This is a genomic window from Paenibacillus sp. HGH0039, from assembly GCF_000411255.1.
Lineage (GTDB): Bacteria > Bacillota > Bacilli > Paenibacillales > NBRC-103111 > Paenibacillus_F.
In genome coordinates this window covers 1,900,792-1,920,788 of sequence record NZ_KE150413.1, presented here as the reverse complement: position 1 = coordinate 1,920,788, position 19,997 = coordinate 1,900,792, and the positions used below count along the sequence as shown (strand labels likewise).

The 19,997-nt window shown below is 54.7% G+C and carries 20 protein-coding genes; 7 read left to right on the top strand and 13 right to left on the bottom strand.

What is annotated here, in order from left to right; translation table 11 throughout:
- Positions 1–243 precede the first annotated feature (243 nt).
- Complete coding sequence (locus HMPREF1207_RS23195; RefSeq protein ID WP_009675474.1) at positions 244–1,728, top strand: aldehyde dehydrogenase family protein; 1,485 nt, start codon at positions 244–246, stop codon at positions 1,726–1,728.
- A gap of 187 nt (positions 1,729–1,915) precedes the next feature.
- Positions 1,916–2,386: a DinB family protein gene (locus HMPREF1207_RS23190; RefSeq protein ID WP_009675567.1), complete on the top strand. Its 471-nt coding sequence runs from the start codon at positions 1,916–1,918 to the stop codon at positions 2,384–2,386.
- A 361-nt stretch (positions 2,387–2,747) separates the two neighbouring features.
- Here the strand turns inward: HMPREF1207_RS23190 and HMPREF1207_RS23185 are convergent, their stop codons facing one another.
- Entirely contained in the window at positions 2,748–3,662 is a 915-nt protein-coding gene (locus HMPREF1207_RS23185; RefSeq protein ID WP_009675473.1) for an NADP-dependent oxidoreductase, read from the bottom strand.
- A 174-nt stretch (positions 3,663–3,836) separates the two neighbouring features.
- On the opposite strand from HMPREF1207_RS23185, the gene HMPREF1207_RS23180 reads away from it, so the two are divergent.
- Together HMPREF1207_RS23180 and HMPREF1207_RS23175 are read left to right on the top strand one after the other, a co-directional pair.
- Positions 3,837–4,733: a LysR family transcriptional regulator gene (locus HMPREF1207_RS23180; protein ID WP_009675628.1), complete on the top strand. Its 897-nt coding sequence runs from the start codon at positions 3,837–3,839 to the stop codon at positions 4,731–4,733.
- Positions 4,734–4,999: 266 nt separating this feature from the next.
- Entirely contained in the window at positions 5,000–6,298 is a 1,299-nt protein-coding gene (locus HMPREF1207_RS23175) for an NCS2 family permease (RefSeq protein WP_009675613.1), read from the top strand.
- A gap of 136 nt (positions 6,299–6,434) precedes the next feature.
- Here the strand turns inward: HMPREF1207_RS23175 and HMPREF1207_RS23170 are convergent, their stop codons facing one another.
- Entirely contained in the window at positions 6,435–6,635 is a 201-nt protein-coding gene (locus tag HMPREF1207_RS23170; RefSeq protein ID WP_009675561.1) for a hypothetical protein, read from the bottom strand.
- 133 nt (positions 6,636–6,768) lie between these two features.
- Between HMPREF1207_RS23170 and HMPREF1207_RS23165 the strand changes: the two genes are divergently transcribed.
- Positions 6,769–7,266: a Crp/Fnr family transcriptional regulator gene (locus HMPREF1207_RS23165; protein WP_009675492.1), complete on the top strand. Its 498-nt coding sequence runs from the start codon at positions 6,769–6,771 to the stop codon at positions 7,264–7,266.
- A gap of 39 nt (positions 7,267–7,305) precedes the next feature.
- Here HMPREF1207_RS23165 and hmpA read toward each other — a convergent pair whose 3' ends face one another.
- The gene (hmpA, locus tag HMPREF1207_RS23160; protein WP_009675564.1) at positions 7,306–8,538 is read right to left on the bottom strand and encodes an NO-inducible flavohemoprotein; all 1,233 of its coding nucleotides are present in this window, start codon (positions 8,536–8,538) and stop codon (positions 7,306–7,308) included.
- Between the two features lie 193 nt (positions 8,539–8,731).
- Between hmpA and HMPREF1207_RS23155 the strand changes: the two genes are divergently transcribed.
- On the top strand, positions 8,732–10,363 hold the full coding sequence (locus HMPREF1207_RS23155; RefSeq protein ID WP_009675467.1) for a glycoside hydrolase family 10 protein: 1,632 nt from the start codon (positions 8,732–8,734) through the stop codon (positions 10,361–10,363).
- A 123-nt stretch (positions 10,364–10,486) separates the two neighbouring features.
- Here the strand turns inward: HMPREF1207_RS23155 and HMPREF1207_RS23150 are convergent, their stop codons facing one another.
- From HMPREF1207_RS23150 to HMPREF1207_RS23130, 4 genes are all read right to left on the bottom strand, one after another.
- A complete protein-coding gene (locus HMPREF1207_RS23150) occupies positions 10,487–11,014 on the bottom strand; it encodes a GNAT family N-acetyltransferase (RefSeq protein WP_009675573.1) in 528 nt (175 codons plus the stop codon).
- A 432-nt stretch (positions 11,015–11,446) separates the two neighbouring features.
- Positions 11,447–12,154 (bottom strand): DNA alkylation repair protein, encoded by a 708-nt coding sequence (locus HMPREF1207_RS23140; RefSeq protein ID WP_009675641.1) that lies wholly within the window; start codon positions 12,152–12,154, stop codon positions 11,447–11,449.
- A 195-nt stretch (positions 12,155–12,349) separates the two neighbouring features.
- A complete protein-coding gene (locus HMPREF1207_RS23135) occupies positions 12,350–12,706 on the bottom strand; it encodes a HesB/IscA family protein (RefSeq protein ID WP_016424008.1) in 357 nt (118 codons plus the stop codon).
- 22 nt (positions 12,707–12,728) lie between these two features.
- Complete coding sequence (locus HMPREF1207_RS23130; protein ID WP_009675579.1) at positions 12,729–14,093, bottom strand: MFS transporter; 1,365 nt, start codon at positions 14,091–14,093, stop codon at positions 12,729–12,731.
- A gap of 166 nt (positions 14,094–14,259) precedes the next feature.
- On the opposite strand from HMPREF1207_RS23130, the gene HMPREF1207_RS23125 reads away from it, so the two are divergent.
- Positions 14,260–14,919 (top strand): helix-turn-helix transcriptional regulator, encoded by a 660-nt coding sequence (locus tag HMPREF1207_RS23125; RefSeq protein ID WP_009675638.1) that lies wholly within the window; start codon positions 14,260–14,262, stop codon positions 14,917–14,919.
- 106 nt (positions 14,920–15,025) lie between these two features.
- On the opposite strand, the gene HMPREF1207_RS23120 is transcribed toward HMPREF1207_RS23125, so the two are convergent.
- From HMPREF1207_RS23120 to HMPREF1207_RS23090, 6 genes are all read right to left on the bottom strand, one after another.
- Positions 15,026–16,504 (bottom strand): Lsa family ABC-F type ribosomal protection protein, encoded by a 1,479-nt coding sequence (locus HMPREF1207_RS23120; protein WP_009675582.1) that lies wholly within the window; start codon positions 16,502–16,504, stop codon positions 15,026–15,028.
- A gap of 346 nt (positions 16,505–16,850) precedes the next feature.
- A complete protein-coding gene (locus tag HMPREF1207_RS23115) occupies positions 16,851–17,495 on the bottom strand; it encodes a formylglycine-generating enzyme family protein (protein ID WP_009675472.1) in 645 nt (214 codons plus the stop codon).
- Positions 17,496–17,845: 350 nt separating this feature from the next.
- The gene (locus tag HMPREF1207_RS23105) at positions 17,846–18,259 is read right to left on the bottom strand and encodes a hypothetical protein (protein ID WP_009675484.1); all 414 of its coding nucleotides are present in this window, start codon (positions 18,257–18,259) and stop codon (positions 17,846–17,848) included.
- A complete protein-coding gene (locus tag HMPREF1207_RS23100) occupies positions 18,260–18,475 on the bottom strand; it encodes a hypothetical protein (protein ID WP_009675574.1) in 216 nt (71 codons plus the stop codon).
- 27 nt (positions 18,476–18,502) lie between these two features.
- Positions 18,503–18,961 carry a hypothetical protein gene (locus HMPREF1207_RS23095; protein ID WP_009675632.1) on the bottom strand — a complete coding sequence of 153 codons (459 nt, stop codon included), beginning with the start codon at positions 18,959–18,961 and terminating at the stop codon, positions 18,503–18,505.
- A 67-nt stretch (positions 18,962–19,028) separates the two neighbouring features.
- A complete protein-coding gene (locus HMPREF1207_RS23090) occupies positions 19,029–19,997 on the bottom strand; it encodes a helix-turn-helix transcriptional regulator (RefSeq protein WP_009675538.1) in 969 nt (322 codons plus the stop codon).

The window sequence follows — 19,997 nt, the reverse complement described above, 5'->3', positions numbered from 1 at the left end:
GATCCCAACCTCCCTTTCCCGGCAAATCTTTTGTACGCCCGCCGTCAGGCTTGCTGCCTTCTCTTGCCTTCTGACCTGGGTTCCATTATTTTATCATGTTCGCTGCTCGGCGGGATAGACCCGGAAACTTTGCAAGACTTCTGTCATATTTTCCGCGCTAGTTTGATATAGATACAATATCACGGATGACAAGCTATGCGAGCTGAGCCGAGCATGATACCTTTCCTAAGGAGGCAGTGTGAAATGAACGAACTGACCCTGACAGTCCGACCCAAAATTCAGCGGTTCCTGAACGGAACGAAGCGGCTTTTCATCGACGGAGAATTCGTCGATTCCGTTTACGGGAGCACCTTCACGACCCCGAACCCGGCAACGGGCGATATTTTGGCGGTCGTGAGCGAAGCGACCGAAGAAGATATCGACCTGGCCGTTAAAGCCGCCAGACGCGCTTTCGACGAAGGCCCCTGGCCCGGGTTAAGCGCCGCGGAACGGAGCCGGCTTATTTACCGGCTGGCCGATCTCGTCGAAGACAACCTGGAGGAGCTCGCCCAGCTCGAAACGCTCGACAACGGCAAGCCCATCGCGGAGACGCGCGCCGCCGATCTGCCGCTGGCCGTCGAGCATCTCCGCTACTTCGCCGGCTGGTCCACGAAAATCGTCGGCCAGACGATCCCCGTCAGCGGCGGGTACTTCAACTACACGCGGCATGAGCCGGTCGGAGTGGTCGGGCAGATTATCCCGTGGAACTTCCCCCTGCTCATGGCGATGTGGAAGCTCGGCGCCGCGCTGGCTTCCGGCTGCACCGTCGTGCTCAAGCCGGCCGAGCAGACGCCGCTCTCGGCCCTCTATCTCGCCGGGCTGATCCAGGAAGCGGGCTTCCCGCCGGGCGTGGTCAACATCGTGCCGGGCTACGGCGAAACGGCGGGCCAGGCGCTCGTCAACCACCCGCAGGTCGACAAGATCGCCTTCACCGGCTCCACGGAAGTCGGCCGCTCGATCATGCGCCAGGCCGCCGACCGTCTGAAGCGGGTAACGCTGGAGCTGGGCGGGAAATCCCCGAACATCATCCTCCCCGACGCCGATTTGTCCCGGGCCATTCCGGGGGCGCTTTCGGGGATTATGTTCAACCAGGGGCAGGTCTGCTGCGCGGGCTCCCGCCTGTTCATCCAGAAGAAGATGTTCGACAACGTCGTCGCCGACCTGGTGCTGTATTCCCGCAAGCTCAAGCAGGGCGCGGGCCTCAGCCCCGACACCCAGATCGGGCCGCTTGTGTCCGAGGAGCAGCAGAATCGGGTGCTCGGCTATATCGAGCGCGGCCTGGAGGAAGGCGCCGAGCTGCTGACGGGAGGGACGAATCCGTTCGAGGAAGGCTACTTCGTGGCGCCGACGGTTTTTGCCGGCGTTCAGGACAGCATGACTATCGCCAAAGAAGAAATATTCGGGCCCGTCGTCACGGCCCTGCCTTTCGAGGATCTGGACGATGTGATCGCCCGCGCCAACGATACGGATTACGGACTGGCCGCCGGGCTGTGGACGGAAAACGTCAAAAATGCCCACTACATAGCGGGCAAGCTCCGAGCGGGCACCGTCTGGGTCAACTGCTACAACGTGTTCGACGCGGCTTCTCCGTTCGGCGGCTACAAGCAGTCCGGCATCGGACGCGAGATGGGGTCTTATGCGCTGAACAATTACTGTGAAGTCAAAAGCGTCTGGATCAATATGAACTGAACCGGATTTTACGGCTCAACCGAGTCAAGCTCTGTCCCCGTGCGGGATAGAGCTTTTTTTCAAATAAGAGCGGCATTGTTAATGATCGAAATATACGATTGATTCTATCAAAACTTTCGAATTTCCCGATTTCATCTTTCCTTGTATGCTGGAGTAAGAAATCAGTCCAAACGACGGAGGTATTCCCATGAAAGAAATTGCCGTAAGAATTCACGACAGGACGTATGAGATTGCGTCCCTTTTGGAACCGGTAAATGAAACGCTTCTCGCGAGGCGGCCCGGAGCGGACAAATGGTCCGTTAACGAAATTCTCGGTCATCTTTGCGACTCGGCTCTGAACAATCTGCCGCGTTTTATCGTCACCCGGTATGCCGAGCAGCCGGCCGTGTTCCAGCCCTACAAACAAAACGAATGGGTAGCTGTTCAGGATTACCGCCATACTCCTTCCAAGGAAATTATCGTCTTGTGGGGGAGCCTGAACCGCCAGGTTGCACGGGTTATCGCGTCCGTTACCCCCGAACAAGGAGATCTGCTCTGCAAAATCGGGGAGCACGAGCCCGTTACTCTCCGCTGGCTCATTGAAGATTATGAAGAACATATGGAGCATCACCTGGGACAGATTCTCCGGTTGAAAGAGCGCCTCGAAGGAGAAATTTGAGACCTGCCGCTTCAGGAAATACCTCCGTCGTTTTTTTGTACCGCGCAGTTCCCGGCGCGCTGTGATTCGCCCTGTGACGGCAGTCGGTCGATCAAACTGCGGTTTTTCCGCACCGCGCGGGGCTCTCGGCGTGAGGTGCTTGCTGCGTGACGTGGTCGTCGGCCGAGAGCAACCACGGTCAAATGCCGCCGCTCCGTTCGCCTTACGGCGCGGCGCGGAGTGTGAATCCCCGCGCATCCGTCCTCTCGAAGCCGCACCCCGCATGGGCAAAGCTCCTTCGCCGGTTCGTCAGATCGTCCCCGGCGTCGAAAAAGCCTGTTGATTATTTCAACAGGTTTTTCTCTCTGCCTCCCGGGAGGTTTCAGTCTTCCAACCTCAGCACGATTTTACCGCGGCCGTGGCCGATCTCCATCTCCCTGTGCGCTTCGGCGGCCTGGCTCAAAGGGAACGTTCTCCGGATGTGAATCCGGAGTTGTCCCCGGGTATACAGCTCAACCAGCTCGGCCAGCCGCTGCGCCGACCGTCTGCTGCGGATCCAGCGGACGCCGAGTTCGCCGGCAAGCTCGAAGGCGACCGTCGTCGCGATCCGGTTCCGGTCGGGGACGAGTTCCACCGCCGCAAGCAGCCCGTCCGCTCCCCCCGCGTCCAGAGCGGCGTTCACTCCGCCCGGCGCGAGTGCCCGGACTCGCTCGGCAAGTCCCGGTCCGTACGTGACCGGAATGGCCCCTATCGAGCGCAAATAGTCGTGGTTGGCGGGGCTGGCCGTTCCGATCACGGCGGCTCCCTTCGCGCGGGCGGCCTGGACCGCAACGGTCCCCACTCCGCCTGCGGCCCCGTTGATCAGCAGCGTATCCCCCGGTCCGACGGCCAACTCTTCAAGCGCCGTGAGGGCCGTCTGCCCCGCTCCCGACAGGCCGCCCGCCGCGTCCCACGGCATCGTGTCCGGCTTCCGGACGAGCTGATCCTGAGGGACGACGACATATTCGGCATACGCGTACTGCATGCGGAAGCCGAGCACCTCGTCCCCGGGCGCGAACGCGGGAACGCCGCTCCCCGTCTGATCCACGATGCCTGCGAATTCCCCGCCCGTCACGTGAGGCAGAGCGACGGGAACGCCCTGGGGCCGGAACCCCGTACGGATCGCACAATCTACCGGCTGGACGCCCGCCGCCTTGACCCGCACTCTCACTTCCCCTTCGCCTGCCTGCGGCGCTGCGATCTCCATCGGCTCCAGAACCTCCGGAGGGCCGAACTTGGTAAACCCCATTGCTTTCATCCTTGTTTCCTCCTCTTTCTACGGCTGCACGTACTGCACTTATAGGCCGCCCGGCGCTCAGTTTCTCAGTTGTTGCCTGCTCCCTTACCTGCATTTTATAATGGAGATCTCCTAATAAAAAATACATCTTACCGCATATCATTCATTCCACCCAGTATATAAGAGGAGGGGCGTATGGAAATTTTGCAGCTCCAGTACTTCCGCACAGTCGCCAGGCTCGAGCACATGACCAAAGCCGCCGAAGAGCTTCACATCGCCCAGCCCGCGCTGAGCAAAACGATCGCCCGCCTCGAGGACGATCTGGGTGTGCCTTTATTCGACCGCCAAGGGCGGAAAATCACCCTCAACGCGTTCGGGAGAGCCTTCCTGAAAAAAACGGAGATCGCCCTCACCGCGCTGGAAGAAGGCCGTAAAGAAGTCACGGATCTGGCCGGTATGGAGCAGGGAAGCATCTCCGTCGCTTCGCCGATCCTTAACCGGCTGTCAGGCCCTTTGGGCGAATTCCTCGCGCTGTATCCTCATGTCCGGCTCCGTCTCACGCAGGCACCGACGGAGGAGTTGGCCGGGATGCTTGAAAGCGGGGAAGCGGATTTCTGCTTCACCGCTTATCCGGTCGGCCGGCCCGGTATCGTCGAGGAGCCGGTCCTCAGCGAGGAAATTTTTCTGGCCGTACCGCCCGGGCACCGGTTGGCGGACCGTACGGGCATCGCATTGAGCGAAGCGGCCGGGGAGCCTTTTATCGGGTACAAAAAAGAGCACGTCTTCCGTAAAAGGGACGACGCGCTGTTCCGGCAGGCGGGCATGACGCCCGATTTCGCATGCGAAGTCAACGAACCGTCGGCCAAAGCGGCGCTCGTCCACGCAGGACTTGGCGTCGCCTTCGTAGGCGCCTGCAACCGCAGCGAAGAGCCGCCGACGGCGCTGATGGTGCGGATTCCGATTACGGACCCCGTCTGTTTAAGCTCTTACCAGCTGGCCTGGCACGAGAAGCGCTATTTGTCCAAAGCCGCGCAAAAATTCCGGGACTACATCCGTCATTACTTCTCGGCCGGCACGGAAACGGAAATTTGATCCGGGGCTGCGACGGGGCTTTTTGTCATCGTCTTACACAGTTTCCCGGTTAAGGACGATCCCGATGAGGCTGTGATGGAGTTCGGCCGCCATAAGGGAGCTTGTCCGCCCTGCGATACTTTGGGGAGAAAGCTGCCATACTAACACAATAACGGTAGCTTCCTTGGGTGTTTCTGGTTATAATGATTCAAGCGAAACGGATACGGATTTACATACCCGGCGTTTCGAGGGTGGGCCGAGGGATACTTCAGAAAGAAGGATGAATGTTGGTACGTTTTCTCGATCGCCGTTTCGGGCTCAAAACCCACGGAACGACCGTGCGCCGCGAGCTCATGGCCGGATTGGTATCATTCGTGACCAGCGTCTATATTATTATTGTCAATTCCGCGATTCTCGCGGATGCCGGAATTCCCGTTCAGGCGGGGATGATCGCCACCATCGCCACTTCATTCGTCGGCTGCTGGCTGATCGGCTGGTGGAGCAACACGCCGCTCGTTATCGTGCCGGGCATGGGAATCAACGCCCTGTTCACGTACACCGTCGTGCATACGATGGGACTGTCGTGGCAGGAAGCGCTTGCGGCCGTCTTCGTCTCGGGGCTTCTCTTCTGCCTGGTCGCCTTCACGGGGCTGGCCGGGCGGATCTCGCAATCGGTCCCGCATACGCTGAAAGAAGCCATCGGGGTCGGGATCGGGCTGTTCCTGACGTTTATCGGCCTGCAAAAAAGCGGGATCGTCGTGCCGAGCGCCTCGACGTTTATCGCGCTGGGAGATCTCGGCAGTCCCGAAGCGGTCGTCACCCTGCTGACGCTCGCCCTCATGGCCGTGCTTTACGTCCGCGGGGTGAACGGCAGCTTCCTCATCGCCATCGTGTTCGGAACCGCCGTCGCCTGGCTGCTCGGCCTGGTCAACCCGGCTGCGGAGGGCCCCGGGTTCGGGCTTCGCGATGCCGCCGCCGTCTTCGGCGCGCTTTCATTCGGGGGCCTATGGTCGCTTCCGTTCTGGATCGCGGCCTTCTCGATGGCGATGGTCATCGTCTTCGAGAATCTGGGCCTGATCCACAGCCAGACGGCCAGCTTCGGGCGCCCGGATACCTACCGCCGCGCGTTTCAGGCCGCGGCGGTGTCGAACGCGGCCGCCGGACTGCTCGGCTCGAGTCCGGCCGTATCCGCGGTCGAAGGCTCGGCCGGCATCGCTTCCGGCGGACGCACGGGTCTGACCGCCGTGTTCACCGGCGTGCTGTTTCTCGGCTCCTACTTTGCGGTGCCGCTGCTTCAGGCCATTCCGGACAGCGCGATCGCGCCCGTGCTGATTATCCTCGGCTCGCTTATGCTCGGCAGCATTAAAGCGATCCCTTTCGAGGATTTCAGCGAAGCGTTTCCCGCTTTTCTCGTGATCGCGCTGATCCCGCTGACTTACAGCATCGTCGACGGAATCGCGTTTGGCTTTATCGCTTACCCGGTCGTGAAGCTTGCGGCCGGTAAAGGCCGCCAGGTTTCCGCGACCCTGTACGTCATTGCCCTGCTCTTTCTCCTGTATGAAATTTTGCAGGTTATGAACAAGTAACGGATTCCGCGGGCTAATCCGGTTTACCCGGGTTTACCGGCTGTGCGCACTTCTTTTGTACGGCACAAAAAAACGCCTGTCCGCGCTTCCTTCTCGGGAAGACGGGCAGGCGAATTTTTTAACCGGAGCCGTACGGTTACGAACTCCAGCCCGAAGCCATGACGATGAACGTAACGAGAGCCGCCAGGCCGACTACGAGGTAGACGGTCCCCTGGACTTTCTTTTTCTGAAAAAACCGCATGATGCTCATGCTGACCATCGACCCGATAAAAAGGATCAGCAGCAGGCTCGTTACGAACATGCCGGTTGTTAACGCGTCCAAAGAAGTTGTTGCCACGACGTTTTCCACCTCGATAAAATTGGTTTTCCGGTATCCTGTAAAGATCCTTCCTCGATTATAACCGGAAACAAGGCGAAAACGGTACATTCTTTCTACATTTCTATGAACAAAAAGAAAGGCGGGTGCCCGGATGATTTTGCATAAAGGCGAGGTGTTGTTCCGGCAGGGGGAACAAGGCCCCTTGTTCCGCATCCGAAGCGGTCTATTTAAAGTCGTTCGCCTTCAGGAGAACGGGGAACAGTTTCTGTTCAACATTTTGAACCCCGGCGAGCTGATTCCGCACCATTCCCTGCTCACGCCCAAAGAATACCACGGGACCGCGATTGCCCTGATTACAAGCGAAGTCGAGGTCATTCCGGCCGCGGAGTGGTACGCCGGGCTTGAAGAGAATCCTCTCCGCTACCGGGATGCCGCTCTTGTGCTGCAGGACAAGCTGAGGGCGATGCAGCAGCGCATCGATCAGCTTACCGCGCTCACCCCCGCCCGCAAAATCGAGCTGCTCGGGCAGTGGTTCGCCCGCTATGTCGGGGACATTCCGCTTGGCGATGTGCTGACCCAGGAAGAGATCGGGCAGCTCGTCGGCCTGCGGCGCGAAACGGTCAACCGGCTTCTCCGGAAGCAGCGATAAGCGCCAAGAAAACGGGTCCACCATGGCGGACCCGTTTTTTTATTGCAGGTTAAGGGATGGCCCGAAAAATTCATAGTGGACGGATGCCGCCGGAACGCCCGACTCCTGCAAGTAACCGATCATGTCACGCATAAACGATACGGGGCCGCAAATATAATAGTCGGCATGCTCGCCGGATTCCGCCATTATTTCTTTCAGCTTCTCCGCCGTCAGCCGGCCCTCCGAATGGAAGGCGCCCGCGGCTTTGTCTTCTTCCGTCGGCTGCGTGTAGCAAATATGCGTGCGCAGACAGGTTTCGGCCGCCGAGGCAGTCCCCTCGTCCTTCACCGCATCCTTCATGGCGTGCAGCCTGCCGTCGGCAGCGCTGTGGATGAAAGCAACGGACCGCGCCGGCTGCTCGGCCCGAATCGTTCTCAGCATGCTCATCAGCGGAGTTAAGCCTACACCTGCGGACAGGAGCACGACCGGCGTATCCACGGAACGGTTCAGCGTAAAGTCGCCGGCGGGAGCGGAGAGCAGAAGCGTGTCGCCTTCCCGCACGGCTTCATGCAAATAGGTCGAAGCCACTCCCTCCACGCGGGTGTCCGTGCCCGCTTCCTTCTTCACCGAGATCCGGTAATACGGCTGTCCGGGACGGTCCGACAAGCTGTACTGCCGGTTCACGAGATGTTCCCGTCCGGGGATACTCATCTGCACCGTCACATACTGTCCCGGCTCGAAAGCCGCCAGCGGCCCCCCGTCCTCCGGAACCAGATAAAACGACGTGATGTTCCCGCTTTCCGCCGTTTTTCTCCGCACCGTGAACTTGCGGAATCCCGCCCAGCTTCCGGGCTGATGGAGCGCCTCATCCGCCATTTCCGTCTCCACGCCGATAAAAGCCGCGGCGATCACGGAGTACGCCTCTTCCCAGGCGCCGAGAATCTCCGGCGTCGCCGCATCGCCCAGCACCTCGGAGATCGCGCCGAGCAAATTCTCGCCGACGATCGGATACTGCTCCGGCGTCACTCCGAGACTCCGATGCTTATGAGCGATCCCCTTGACGGCCGGCATGATTTCATGAAGCCGGTCGATATGAACGGCGGCCGCATACACCGCGTTGGCCAGAGCCGTCTGCTGCCGCCCCTGTTTCTGGTTGCCGTGGTTGAACAGATTCAGCAGCTCCGGGTGGCTTTCGAACAGCTTTTCGTAAAAACGGGTCGTAATGGCTTTTCCGTGCACTTCCAGAACCGGTACGGTGGACTTGATGATCTCAATCGTTTCGGGTTTCAGCATAATTAATCTCCCCTTCGTGTTCGTTCTTGTTCTCAGTATAAAAAATCACACCCCTTCCCCTGGTGATTCCAATCACACCGCTTATTGCAGCTTTGTGAACACTCTAGCATCTCTCCCGTCGGCTTTTTTCGTCATAGAGTCGGTTTTCTCCTCATAGAATGGGGTATCACCTGCAAGGAGGATGTCTTCGCTCATGAACAAAAAGCACATCGCCGCACTGATCGCATTAGCCTTTACAGCAGCCTTGCTCGTGCTTCTGATCGGCTCCCTGGGGGGCCGGAAATCGCTTCTTGCCGAAACGCTGAGCGCCGCGGGCTCCAAGGCAGATTCGATTACACAGGCGGGAAATCAGGCTTTATCCGCCCCCCGGCAGCTCCGGGCCGTCTGGATCGCCACGGCCTGGAACATCGACTGGCCGTCGAGCCAGGGGCTGTCCGCCGCCAAACAACAGCAGGAGTTCATCGCCATGCTGGATGAAGCCAAGAATGTGGGGATGAACGCCGTCATCGTACAGGTCAAGCCCAACGCCGACTCTCTTTATCCGTCCGAGTACGGCCCCTGGTCGGATATCCTGACGGGCAGGCAGGGCCAGTCCCCCGGTTACGATCCGCTCGCCTTTATGGTGGAGGAGGCGCATAAGCGCAACCTGGAATTCCACGCCTGGTTCAACCCCTACCGCATCGGCAAAACCAAAGACGCCGGCAAGCTGGCCGCCGATCACCCGGCTCTGAGGCACCCCGACTGGGTGGCGGCTTACGCGGGAACCCAGTATTACAACCCCGGTATACCAGAGGTCAGGGATTTTGTCGTGGCCGGCATTACCGAAGTCGTCCGGAAGTACGATATCGACGCCGTTCATCTCGACGATTATTTTTATCCGTATCCCGAGAAAGGCAAAGATTTTCCCGACGATTCCGCTTACCAGAAATATGGTAAATCGAAACTCGGCTCCAAGCCCAATTGGCGCAGGGATAACGTTAACCGGCTCGTTGAAGCCATTCATGCCGCCATCAAAAAGGAAAAGCCCTACGTCAAATTCGGCATTTCTCCGTTCGGCGTATGGCGCAACCAGAATGCGGACCCGACCGGATCGGAAACGACGGCGGGCACCACGAATTACGACACGCTTTTTGCGGATACGAGAGCGTGGATCAACGCCGGCTGGGTCGACTATATCGCCCCGCAGCTGTATTGGAACTTCGGCTTCAAGCCGGCGGCCTACGATAAGCTCGCCGACTGGTGGATCAAAGAAACCGAGGGCAAGCCAGTCCAGCTGTACATCGGGCACGCGCCCTTCAAAATCGGCCAGCAGGACCCGCCGGGCTGGCAAAACCCCGACGAGCTGCCGGATCAGCTCAAGTTCAACGCCCGCAGCGCCGGCAAAATCAGCGGCAGCATCCTGTTCAGCCTCAAGGATATCCGCCGCAATCCGCTCGGATTCCGCGACCGGCTGAACACGGAGCTGTACGCCAGCCCGGCGCTGGTGCCGCCCATGCCTTGGCTGGGGAGCGCGGCGCCTCAGCCGCCGAAGGCACTCTCCGCCGAGAGCACGGCGGACGGCGTTCGGCTGGACTGGCACGACGGCGGCGGGAACCCGGCCTACTACGCCGTCTACCGCACCGAAGGAAGCGGCTCCGAGGCCGCACGCCTGATCGGCACCGTCCGCAGCGGCGGAAGCGGGCCCCAGACGTTCACCGACCGCGCCGCCCCGGCCGGGAAACCCCTGCGTTACGTCGTGACCGCGCTGGACCGGCTGCATAACGAGAGCACGACGAGCCGGACCGCCTCCACCGACGTGCCGGGCAGGTTCGCGAAGGCGAAGTAACACGAATACCCTCCATCCGCTTATCCGGGATGGAGGGTATTTTTATGGACGGAACATGGCGGGAACGGCAAGCGGGGCTTATTCGTTCCAACGCCCGGCCTGTTCACGCGTCCGGTAAATCGTCTACGTGCCGGTTGATCCCAGCACCCGCCCGGCGGGAACGTGGTACCGGCAAATGCCGTCGATGTTGTCCTGCAGAACGCCCCCGCAGCTTTCGATCACTCGGCGCGACGGCGCGTTATCTTCGTTGCAGGTCAGCAGCGCTTCATGTATGCCCTTGCCGGCCGCTTCCCGAAGAAGGAGCTGCAGCAGCAGCTTCGCATAGCCTTTCCCCCGCTCCGAAGGGCGGATGACATAGCCGATATGGCCGCCCCGTTTCTTGAGCTGGCCGTTCAGCGCGTGCCGCATTTTCCCGTAGCCGACAGGCCTGCCGTCCGCATAAAGCCAATAAACCGTTTGAGGGACGAGCCCTTCCGGCAGCTGTTTGGCCCGCGCCATGTTATAATTTTTGACAAGCAGATTATGAAACTCGTCCCGGGTTTCGCTGTAAAAGCTGTTCACAAACCCATTCGCTCCCAGACCGATCTCACGCGTCATTTCAAAGATGTCCGAGCCTTCCTCCAAATTCAGTTCGCGCAGTTCTTCATTCATACGGGCAGCTCCTTTACTCCTTTTGAAAAATATACGGGATTTCGAGAAAGAAAAAAAGACCCTTTTTCAAAAAAAGGATCAAGCTGCGCACCAAAAAAACACCGCAGCCCAGGAGGAGCAAGGCAGGTCAATCAAACTAAGAACAGGAGATGTTTATGCTGGGACCAAGCAATCATAAGAAGAAATGGTACTTAAGAAACGGTTTTGTACTCGCTTTATGTGCGATAACACCGCCTATAGGGTACATTCATGTTCTAGTAAACCGGAAACATTGGGAACGCAAAGAAATGTTAAGCTACTTAGTCTGGGCAACCGTGTTTACATCCTTCTGGCTCTTAAAATTTATCTCTAAAGAATTGCAGCTTGTCGCCTTGATCCTAGTCTTGGTTTTCTTGTATTCAGGAAAAAAAAGGTAAGGACCGGCCCTATTTCTTAACACCTTACATATTTACGTTTGAAACCAAGTTGGCCTTTATTTGCTGCCTTTTGAATATTTTCGGAAGCATCTAGAAACTTACTTTTTGTCTTGTCCCGTTTGACTTCTACCGGGCCTACTGCCTTTGCGGTCTCGACCGCCTTATCATGAAGAGGCAAATAGGAGACTCCCACTGTGTAAATAAAATTATTCATAGCGTATGTAGCTCTTTCGGGAGAATCATGAATCGTATTTTCCACAATTTCAAGCATATCGGCAAGTTTGTTTTCGGAAAATTCCCTGTCATGCCGACTCCCCAAAAGCCAGCAGTAACAACTCCAGCCCGCTGACATTCTCAACTCTTGACCGCTTGCGATCCATTTATCCGCAACTTCTTGTGCAATATCTGTTTCTGCCAAGGTTACGGCCACCACATAATCGGACAGCATATAAAAATACGCGGCATCTATCCAACGCTCAAAATCCGCGGCAGTCATGGCTTTCGGGTCCGCTATTACGCCGGCAAAATACATGGCGTCATAATTCCCCGAGTTGTAAAGCTCCTCGGCCAGAGGCTGATTCTTTTTAATTTTCTTAGCTATGGGTTTCATTGCGCCTGTAGCCACGCCAAAGAGCGGTTCGTGCGCGCCATTGGAAACGTAAATTTTCTTGGTTCGTTCCTTGCCGAGACTTTCAAGTTCCTGCATGACCATTTCGAAATTCATTGTCTATCACTTCCTTATTTTCGAAGGATTTCATCAAGCTTAGTATAGCCAATACGGGATAAAGATTATCTGCTGTATGGCCCCATTTAGAAACTTCACTGCTTATTATACAGACATTTTCCTGTTGCAAAAACTTATTGACGGATATTCTGTCCTAAATCTGGGATAAAAACATACGTCAACAAGTTAATAAGGCTAATCACATTTTTTAATTTCCCCACGGTAATTTTCCATTCTGAAACTAGCTCCACATCCACATGAAGCTTTTGCATTAGGGTTATTCAAGGTGAAACCGCCTATCATCCCTCTTTCTTCATAATCAATTTGAAGACCTTCCATATATGGCATACTATTCGTATGAACCAATAGACTAAATCCCCCTTTATTTAATAAGATATCATCTTCTGTTTTCTGCTCATCCGCTATAAGAGTATAGGATAAACCACTGCATCCCCCCTCATCGACGCCTATTCTAAGGAAAGAATTTCGGGCATTAGCACTTGATAAGATTTCGACGATTTTTTCTGTTGCTGCTTCACTGACCTGTATCATCGTTGTATTTCTCCTTTGAACGTCATTTTGGGTTTGCCGGTCTGATCCGGGTGCTGGCAAATAAACTCGTGACGATTAACAAGAGATGAAAGCCCATCGTTACAATTAATCCGGATTGCAGCGACATCCCTGCAGCTTGACAAACAACAAGAATAGAACCGCCTATCCCGATAACCACGCCAGGTGTAAAAGAATCCGCGAATTGCAGATTTGCGGAAGTTTCTCCAACATCTCCATTCCCTGTTTGGGAAAATGCCACAACGCCGCTAATAGGATGCGCCAATCCAATTCCGATTCCAGCTATGATTTGTCCGATAACCGCAACGGCAACTGTCACAACAGGTATCCAGAAAACCAAGGCAATTCCAATTGCAAGCAGTACCACACCCAGGATAATTCTTGTATGACGCCCGCGGCCTTGGTCTGCCGAATCCCAACGTCCTTGCAAATAAGCAATGAGGCACCAGCTTAGCGCAGCGCTCGCTACAATTAATCCGGCCTGAGAAGGAGTGATACCTTTCACATCTATTAAAGCCAATACCAAGAAATTCTGTGTGCTGGCATAGGCGGCGAAGAACAACCCGCGTGTTGCTAGAATAGCCGGCATGCCTCTTCGGAAAGCAAGCGTTCCCTTAGGCAGCAATTTGCACAGCGGATATCCCATTAGCGCTAAGCCGATCATGACTAAAACAAACCCTGTAAGAATCGGCAGCATGCTTAGACCAACTAAGAAGATTCCCGTACCTATCGTTAACAGCAAGGCCAGCCATGTGGCTGAAGCCCCGTTGTTCCCTTGCGTCCTCTGTGTTTTTAATTTCCTGAATGCAGGTAAGCTAAGCAGTGCTGAAACAACCAGGATCGGTAAGATCCCCCAAAAAACAAACCGCCAGGACCATTGATCAGCGATAAGACCCGCAACGTATGGACCCAGCATGGACGGAAGAACGTAGGCAGTACCGAATGCTCCGAGGATTTTGGCACGTAATTCATCCGGGTAACTTAAGGATATGGCCGTGTACACGCAAGTCATCATAGCTCCGGCACCTAAACCCTGCATAGCCCGCGCCCCTATCATGGTATACATATCGCCTGCTGTTGCGGCAGCGATCAGCCCGACGACAAACAAAATAAGCGCGAAAGTGAACGGTGCCGCAGGTCCTTGTCTATCAATGATTCGACCGACGACCAAGGTGCCGATAATCTGCGCAAGCAGATACGTACTGAATATCCAACCGAATAGGTCAAGGCCGTTCAAGTCACCGGCAATGGAAGGGGCAATCGTCGTGACCGATAAGCCTTCGAATCCGACTGCCATCACCGACAGTATGATTCCTATGGACAATGCAAAATAACGCGGGCTGAAAATGCTTTGAGAACTAGACGACATGAAAGGTGACCTCCAAGAAAATTTTTATGTATACATCGTATCCGGATACTTAGTAAACATTTATGTTGATAAAGTTTAAATTACAGTCCGATTTTGACTTTGTCAACATTTTTGTTTAAAATGTAGACAGTGAACTAGATCCGGTTCCTTAATAAGGAGGTTCATCATGAGCCCAAATCGAACGAATAAGGATGCCTCGACCAGTACCCGGAGAGCGATCATTGATCTGCTAAAACAGCAGGGAGGGATGGATGTTGTGGCACTATCCTCCAACTTTTCGCTATCCGGAATGGCTATTCGTCAACATTTAAATGCGCTGAAAGAAGAAGGTTTCGTTACTTATGAAGAAGAAGCCCGCCCCATGGGCCGGCCAACAAAGCTATGGAGATTAACTCAGGAGGCTGATCGTTTTTTTCCTAGCGGATATTCTGAGTTATCCGTCAGTCTGATCCATTCGATGAAAGAAGCTTTCGGAAACGAGGGGCTGGACAAGCTGCTGGCTGTCCGGAATAAAAAGTTGCAAGAGCAGTATCTCCAGTACATCGGAGGCGCATCCGGCGTAAGAGAGAAACTGGACAAACTGGCCGAAATTCGAACCCGCGAAGGCTATATGGCCGAGGTCAAGGACCAAGGCGACGGCAGTTTCTTGTTTATTGAAAAGCATTGTCCGATCTGTGAAGCTGCTGTTGCATGTACCGGGTTATGTAAGAATGAGCTGCATTTATTTCATACAATTCTTGGGAAACATGTTCTTGTTGAACGCGTAGAGTATATTTTGGCCGGGGGAAGAAACTGTGTATACAGGGTTAGGGAAAACAATCTGTGACCAAGAGAACAAGGTACACACACAATTGAACCGAATAAATTGAAGCTGCGCACAAAAAAACACCGCAGTCCAGAAGGACTGCTGTGTTCGTGTATGCCGATGAAAGTTAAAGCTCCACTACCTTGGTCGCAATATTGCTGCAAAATTCTCGGTCATGCTCCACAAAAAGAAGGGTTGGCTTGTGTTCGAGCAGCAACTCTTCAATTTGCATTCGCGATATCACGTCGATAAAATTAAGCGGCTCATCCCAGATATGCAGATGAACGTGCTCGCACAGACTTTTGGCGATCAGCACCTTCTTCTTCTGCCCGCCGCTATATGACGAAATGTCCTTCTCGAATTGGACCCGCGCGAAATCCAGTTTTCTCAAGATCGATTTAAACAGGCTTTCGTCTACTCCGTTTTCCCGGGCGTAGTCGGATAAGCTGCCCCTCAGATGGGCGGTATCCTGCGATACATAGGATATTTTCAGCTGGCTCCCCTTCCGGAAAGTGCCGGTATAGTCGATATCTTCGCCGAGAATCAGCTTCAGAATACTTGATTTTCCGGAGCCGTTTTTACCCGAAAGCGCAATCCGATCTCCCTGTTCCACCGTAAAGCCGATATCGCCGCACACCGTCTTATCCCCGTATTGAATCGACACGTGGTCGAGCTCGGCCAGCTGGCTTTTGTGATACACAAGCTGGGAAATCTTCAAGCTTTCGGAGCTTTCGATATTTTTCAGGAGATGTGAACGATCTTCAATCGCGGATTGCTGTCTTTGCTCGATGTTTTTGGATCGTTTCATCATTTTGGCGGCTTTGTGGCCGACGTATCCTTTATCTACCTTGGAGCCGGAATTTCTTGTGCCGTTTTTCGTCTTCTCCACTTCGTGCGACCAGCCGCTTGTCCGTTTGGCCGCTTCCGACAGCCGCTTGATGTCTTTTTTCAGCTTTTCGTTCTCCGCAAGCTCAAATTCGTCCTGCATTTCTTTGTTTCTCCACCAGTCCGAGAAGTTGCCTTTCCGGATTTCGATGTTGGTTTTGTTGATGGACAAAATGTGATCGACGCAGTGATCGAGAAAAGCTCTGTCGTGAGAAACCAGAATATATCCGCTTTTGTTCCTCAGATAGCTGCTGACCAGTTTGCGCGCTTCCATGTCGAGATGGTTGGTCGGTTCGTCAATGAGCAGAAAGCTGTTCTCCTTAAGAAACAAAGCGGCCAGCATCACTTTCGTCTGCTCCCCGTTCGACAACGAGTCAAAGGGCCGGTCCAGCACATCCTCCGATACCTTCAGCAGGGAAAGCTCCCGCAACAGTTCCCAATCCACATAATCCGGAAAAATGTCGCGGATCACATCCAACGTCAGATTTTCCTTGTTGTCCACGGGATAAGGAAAATAGTCAAACTGGACCTGAGCGGAAATCGTTCCGCTGTATTCATATTTGCCCTGCAGCAGGTTCAGAAACGTGGTTTTCCCCCGGCCGTTCCTCCCTGTAAAACCCAATTTCCAATCGGTATCGATCTGAAAGCTTACCTCTTCGAATATGTTATCGTAACTGCCGTCATAAGCGAAAGTCAGGTTAGAGACTCTAATCAATGACATGATTGAATCCTCCTCCTTTGAATAAAAAAATGAGCTGCAAGAAAGTTATACCTTTCCCGCAGCTCAAATATTAAATCAAATCCAGCCCGCGACGGGGCCAGACCTGAATATCCGATTTGAGTGAAAAGGAGATGTAACTTTCTTGCAGATAATAAATAAAACAAGCGAAAAACTTCGCTCTTTGTTTTATCATTACGCGCGCAAGAAAGTGTACATTATCCTCTTCAACTCCCTTAGTAAATTATTGACATCGTAGCATACTCACTCTATATTTGCAACCCGCCGCCGTTAGCGCGAATCCCCTTGCCTGATTGCCGCTCCCCTTCCAAAAAAGGCCGAAGTCAAGTTACACCGACCGGGCCAGGCGAAATCCGAGATCGTCTATGCCAAAGGTCGGATGGCTCCGGCGGCGGCACGTTGCCCCGCAGCCCCTGGCCTCTTCCGCCCAGCTGCCTCCACGAAAAATCCGGTAGGAGCCGTACACTTTTTCATCGTATACATCCCAGCACCACTCCCAGACATTCCCCAGCATATCGTAGAGTCCCCATACGTTCGGTTCCTTGGTCCCTACTTCTTGAGCCCCGCCTCCCGAATTTTCGTTGTACCAGGCTATCTCATCCAGATCTCCGTATCTGTAACCGGCAGTCCCCGCTTTGCATGCGTGCTGCCACTCCGCTTCCGTCGGAAGCCGGTAGCCGTCCGCCTCCCAATCGCATCGGATCGTTTGGCCGTCGCCGCTTATCGAATAACATTCTTTCAGCCCGGCCTGCCGTGAAAATAGATTACAGAAAGAAACGGCTTCCTCCCAGGAAATATTCACGGCCGGCTTCAAATTTTCGTCCGGTGAATAGGGTGAATTCGTCGTAACTGCCTTGTAAAGCCCCTCGGTTACAGCATAACGGGCAAGCAGAAACGGTCTTATTTCAGCTTTCCATTTGGTTTGGACCCGGTCGTCTCTTAATTCGATTTCTCCGCCCGGAATGTTGACCATCGGATGGTCTATGTATGCTGTTCGTTCATCAGACAAACGGCCTTCCTCCCAACGACTCTGATTTTACAAATCTTACCGTGCTTGGAACCGTTAATCAATATAAAATTACCCGTGCACGACGATCTGCAAAATGCGGCTTGCCGGCCGCATACCAAACGGCACGATAAATCGATCCCCGTCCAAAGAAAGGAGCACGTTATCCGCATCGCTATGATTACAGGTTAACGCCATGGCGACCGTATTAAAAAAAACCGCGATAATCGCGGTTTTCCCAGGCATTTTAGGGTGCTTTCGATAGGAGAACCTTTGGTTCCCTGCCGTTTGACCGGGGTGACGCAAGACCGGAATTCCTAAGAGGACAAGGAGCTCTCCTCCGGAGCGTTGTCCGCCCGGAACCGGGCGGCGATGAGCTTTTCCAGCAGGAGATGCCCCGCATACAGCCCTCCCATAATAAGCAGCATCCCAAGCGGCCCTTTCTGCAAGGCCGTCTGCCAGCCTTCGTAATATGCGAAGACACCGGTTAACATACTTAGACCGAGCACGTACACGAACATTTTCTTTTTACGGGATTCTTTTGGGGGAACATACAGAAGTTTTTCACGAAGCCGGATATTCATCGACATCAGAGAGATCAGGACAAAATAGATCGCTTGACCGGGGTGAGGCGAGTCGAAGAAAATGAACTGGTACACGAAATATAAAGGGACTCCGAACGTACCCAGAAAGATGGCGTTATAAGCCAGCCTGATTTTCAGCGGAACCATTCAGCTCTCCTTCGTTTCCGGCGGAAGCACCGCCGTATTCGGTTTGGATGCCATGTACGTATCGAGAGCTTTGTTCGCTTTGAGGGCGAGCCTGATTAACACGATCAGAAGAACGATCCCTAGTACAAGCAGGACCGCGTACCCCGCCATCATCAGCATTTGAATCAGTACGAACGGATTTACCGCCGCAGCAGTTGCAGATGCACCACTATCCATTTTCATCTTCCTTCCTGTAACTAAAGCTTAGATCCATCTGACGAAGCTTTTGCGGGTAAAAGCGATGCTCCGGGCCTCTGCCCAGCTGCTTAGAGCCTCCATGCCTTCTTCATCCCGGAAACGGAACGTTAAATGAGCGGGGACGTCGAAACGGCCTTGGAGTTTAATGCCGATCACGTCTCTGCCGAACTTCCCCCACCTGCGGATTTCTTCGATTTCATGGGTGTTCACTCTCCGGCCTTCGGCGACGAGCGATTGAGGTTCCAACAGAATCGGAGATCTTGGCCGAAGAGCCCGACTCGCCTGAATTGCGAACAAAACAGCTAAGGCCAGCGTAATGCCGCCGAAAACATAAGCCTGCTGTATATTTCCTCCGTAAAGCGTCGCTATAAAACTTGTGAGCGAAATACAGACAAGTATAAGCCGCATGAATAACAGGCCGGGACCATCCACCGGTTTGACGAAAACGGAAACAGGCACTTTCATGTCCGGTTTCACTCCTTCAACGGTTTCTCTACTCACTTGTTATATTTTACCACCCCTTAAATCTTCTTCACAGCTCTTTATTCGCTTTATTGTCGTAAAGCTCCAATATCCCTCTCGTTACCGCGACTAACCCCGAACGAAGTTCCTCCGGCGCGAGAACATAAACGCTGCTGCCGTAACCGAGCAGGATGCCTATAGCCGATTCCAACGTATTGAATTCGGTGTCCGCTTCCACCCAGCCGTTATCGGCTTCGCTTGGATGCCGTACTTTTGCAAACCGTTCTCTGGAAAAGCGGTGAAGCTCCGTCTCCCTGATCTTAATTTTTGCGGGATAGCGCGGAAGCTTTGCCGCAAACTCTTTCAGGGACTGTTCCCAATACTCGGCAAGATCGAATGACGTCGGCCTAGTAAAATGTTCATCCGAGAGCTCCGCGTCAAGCAGCCGGGAGATTCTGTAGGTTCTCATCTCTCCCTCTGTCTCGGCAACCGCATACCAGATGCTGCCTTTGGCGACGAGGCCGAGCGGATGGATGATCCGCTCCGCGATCCGGTCGTCGCGCCGATAGCGGATGCGCAGCTTCCTCTCTTCCCACACCGCTTGCTGTGCGAGCGGAAGATGGGGAAGCTGCTCGGCCGAGCGGTGCCAGCCTGCGCCGTCGATGTGGATGCGCTGCCGGACGCGTTCCGTTTCCTGCCGCAGGGATGCGGGCGAAGCGGCCAGCAGCTTCTGGAAAGCACTGTCGTATTCGCTGCTCATGCCGAGATCCGACAGCAGCGCGGAAGTGTTCGCGATCAGAAGCGTCGCGATTTCCTCCGCTTTCATGCCGGTCAGCCGGGTGCGGTATCCTTCCGTCAGGGACCATCCGCCGCCCGAACCTCGCTCGGCATAAACCGGAATGCCCGCTGCGCTCAACGCCTCCATGTCCCGGAAAATGGTCCGTTCCGACACCTCAAGCTTCTCGGCGAGTTCGCGGGACGACATTTTTCCGTGGTTTTGCAGCAATAATAAAAGAGACAGCAATCGGTCGGCTCTCAT

Coding starts and splice junctions, on each gene's coding strand:
- HMPREF1207_RS23195 (WP_009675474.1), top strand. CDS start 244: ATGAACGAACTGACCCTGACAGTCCGACCCAAAATTCAGCGGTTCCTG.
- HMPREF1207_RS23115 (WP_009675472.1), bottom strand. CDS start 17,495: ATGGTCAACATTCCGGGCGGAGAAATCGAATTAAGAGACGACCGGGTC.
- HMPREF1207_RS23125 (WP_009675638.1), top strand. CDS start 14,260: ATGAGCCCAAATCGAACGAATAAGGATGCCTCGACCAGTACCCGGAGA.
- HMPREF1207_RS23095 (WP_009675632.1), bottom strand. CDS start 18,961: ATGAAAGTGCCTGTTTCCGTTTTCGTCAAACCGGTGGATGGTCCCGGC.
- HMPREF1207_RS23155 (WP_009675467.1), top strand. CDS start 8,732: ATGAACAAAAAGCACATCGCCGCACTGATCGCATTAGCCTTTACAGCA.
- HMPREF1207_RS23120 (WP_009675582.1), bottom strand. CDS start 16,504: ATGTCATTGATTAGAGTCTCTAACCTGACTTTCGCTTATGACGGCAGT.
- HMPREF1207_RS23100 (WP_009675574.1), bottom strand. CDS start 18,475: ATGGATAGTGGTGCATCTGCAACTGCTGCGGCGGTAAATCCGTTCGTA.
- hmpA (WP_009675564.1), bottom strand. CDS start 8,538: ATGCTGAAACCCGAAACGATTGAGATCATCAAGTCCACCGTACCGGTT.
- HMPREF1207_RS23140 (WP_009675641.1), bottom strand. CDS start 12,154: ATGAATTTCGAAATGGTCATGCAGGAACTTGAAAGTCTCGGCAAGGAA.
- HMPREF1207_RS23165 (WP_009675492.1), top strand. CDS start 6,769: ATGATTTTGCATAAAGGCGAGGTGTTGTTCCGGCAGGGGGAACAAGGC.
- HMPREF1207_RS23150 (WP_009675573.1), bottom strand. CDS start 11,014: ATGAATGAAGAACTGCGCGAACTGAATTTGGAGGAAGGCTCGGACATC.
- HMPREF1207_RS23180 (WP_009675628.1), top strand. CDS start 3,837: ATGGAAATTTTGCAGCTCCAGTACTTCCGCACAGTCGCCAGGCTCGAG.
- HMPREF1207_RS23135 (WP_016424008.1), bottom strand. CDS start 12,706: ATGATACAGGTCAGTGAAGCAGCAACAGAAAAAATCGTCGAAATCTTA.
- HMPREF1207_RS23090 (WP_009675538.1), bottom strand. CDS start 19,997: ATGAGAGCCGACCGATTGCTGTCTCTTTTATTATTGCTGCAAAACCAC.
- HMPREF1207_RS23185 (WP_009675473.1), bottom strand. CDS start 3,662: ATGAAAGCAATGGGGTTTACCAAGTTCGGCCCTCCGGAGGTTCTGGAG.
- HMPREF1207_RS23130 (WP_009675579.1), bottom strand. CDS start 14,093: ATGTCGTCTAGTTCTCAAAGCATTTTCAGCCCGCGTTATTTTGCATTG.
- HMPREF1207_RS23190 (WP_009675567.1), top strand. CDS start 1,916: ATGAAAGAAATTGCCGTAAGAATTCACGACAGGACGTATGAGATTGCG.
- HMPREF1207_RS23105 (WP_009675484.1), bottom strand. CDS start 18,259: ATGGTTCCGCTGAAAATCAGGCTGGCTTATAACGCCATCTTTCTGGGT.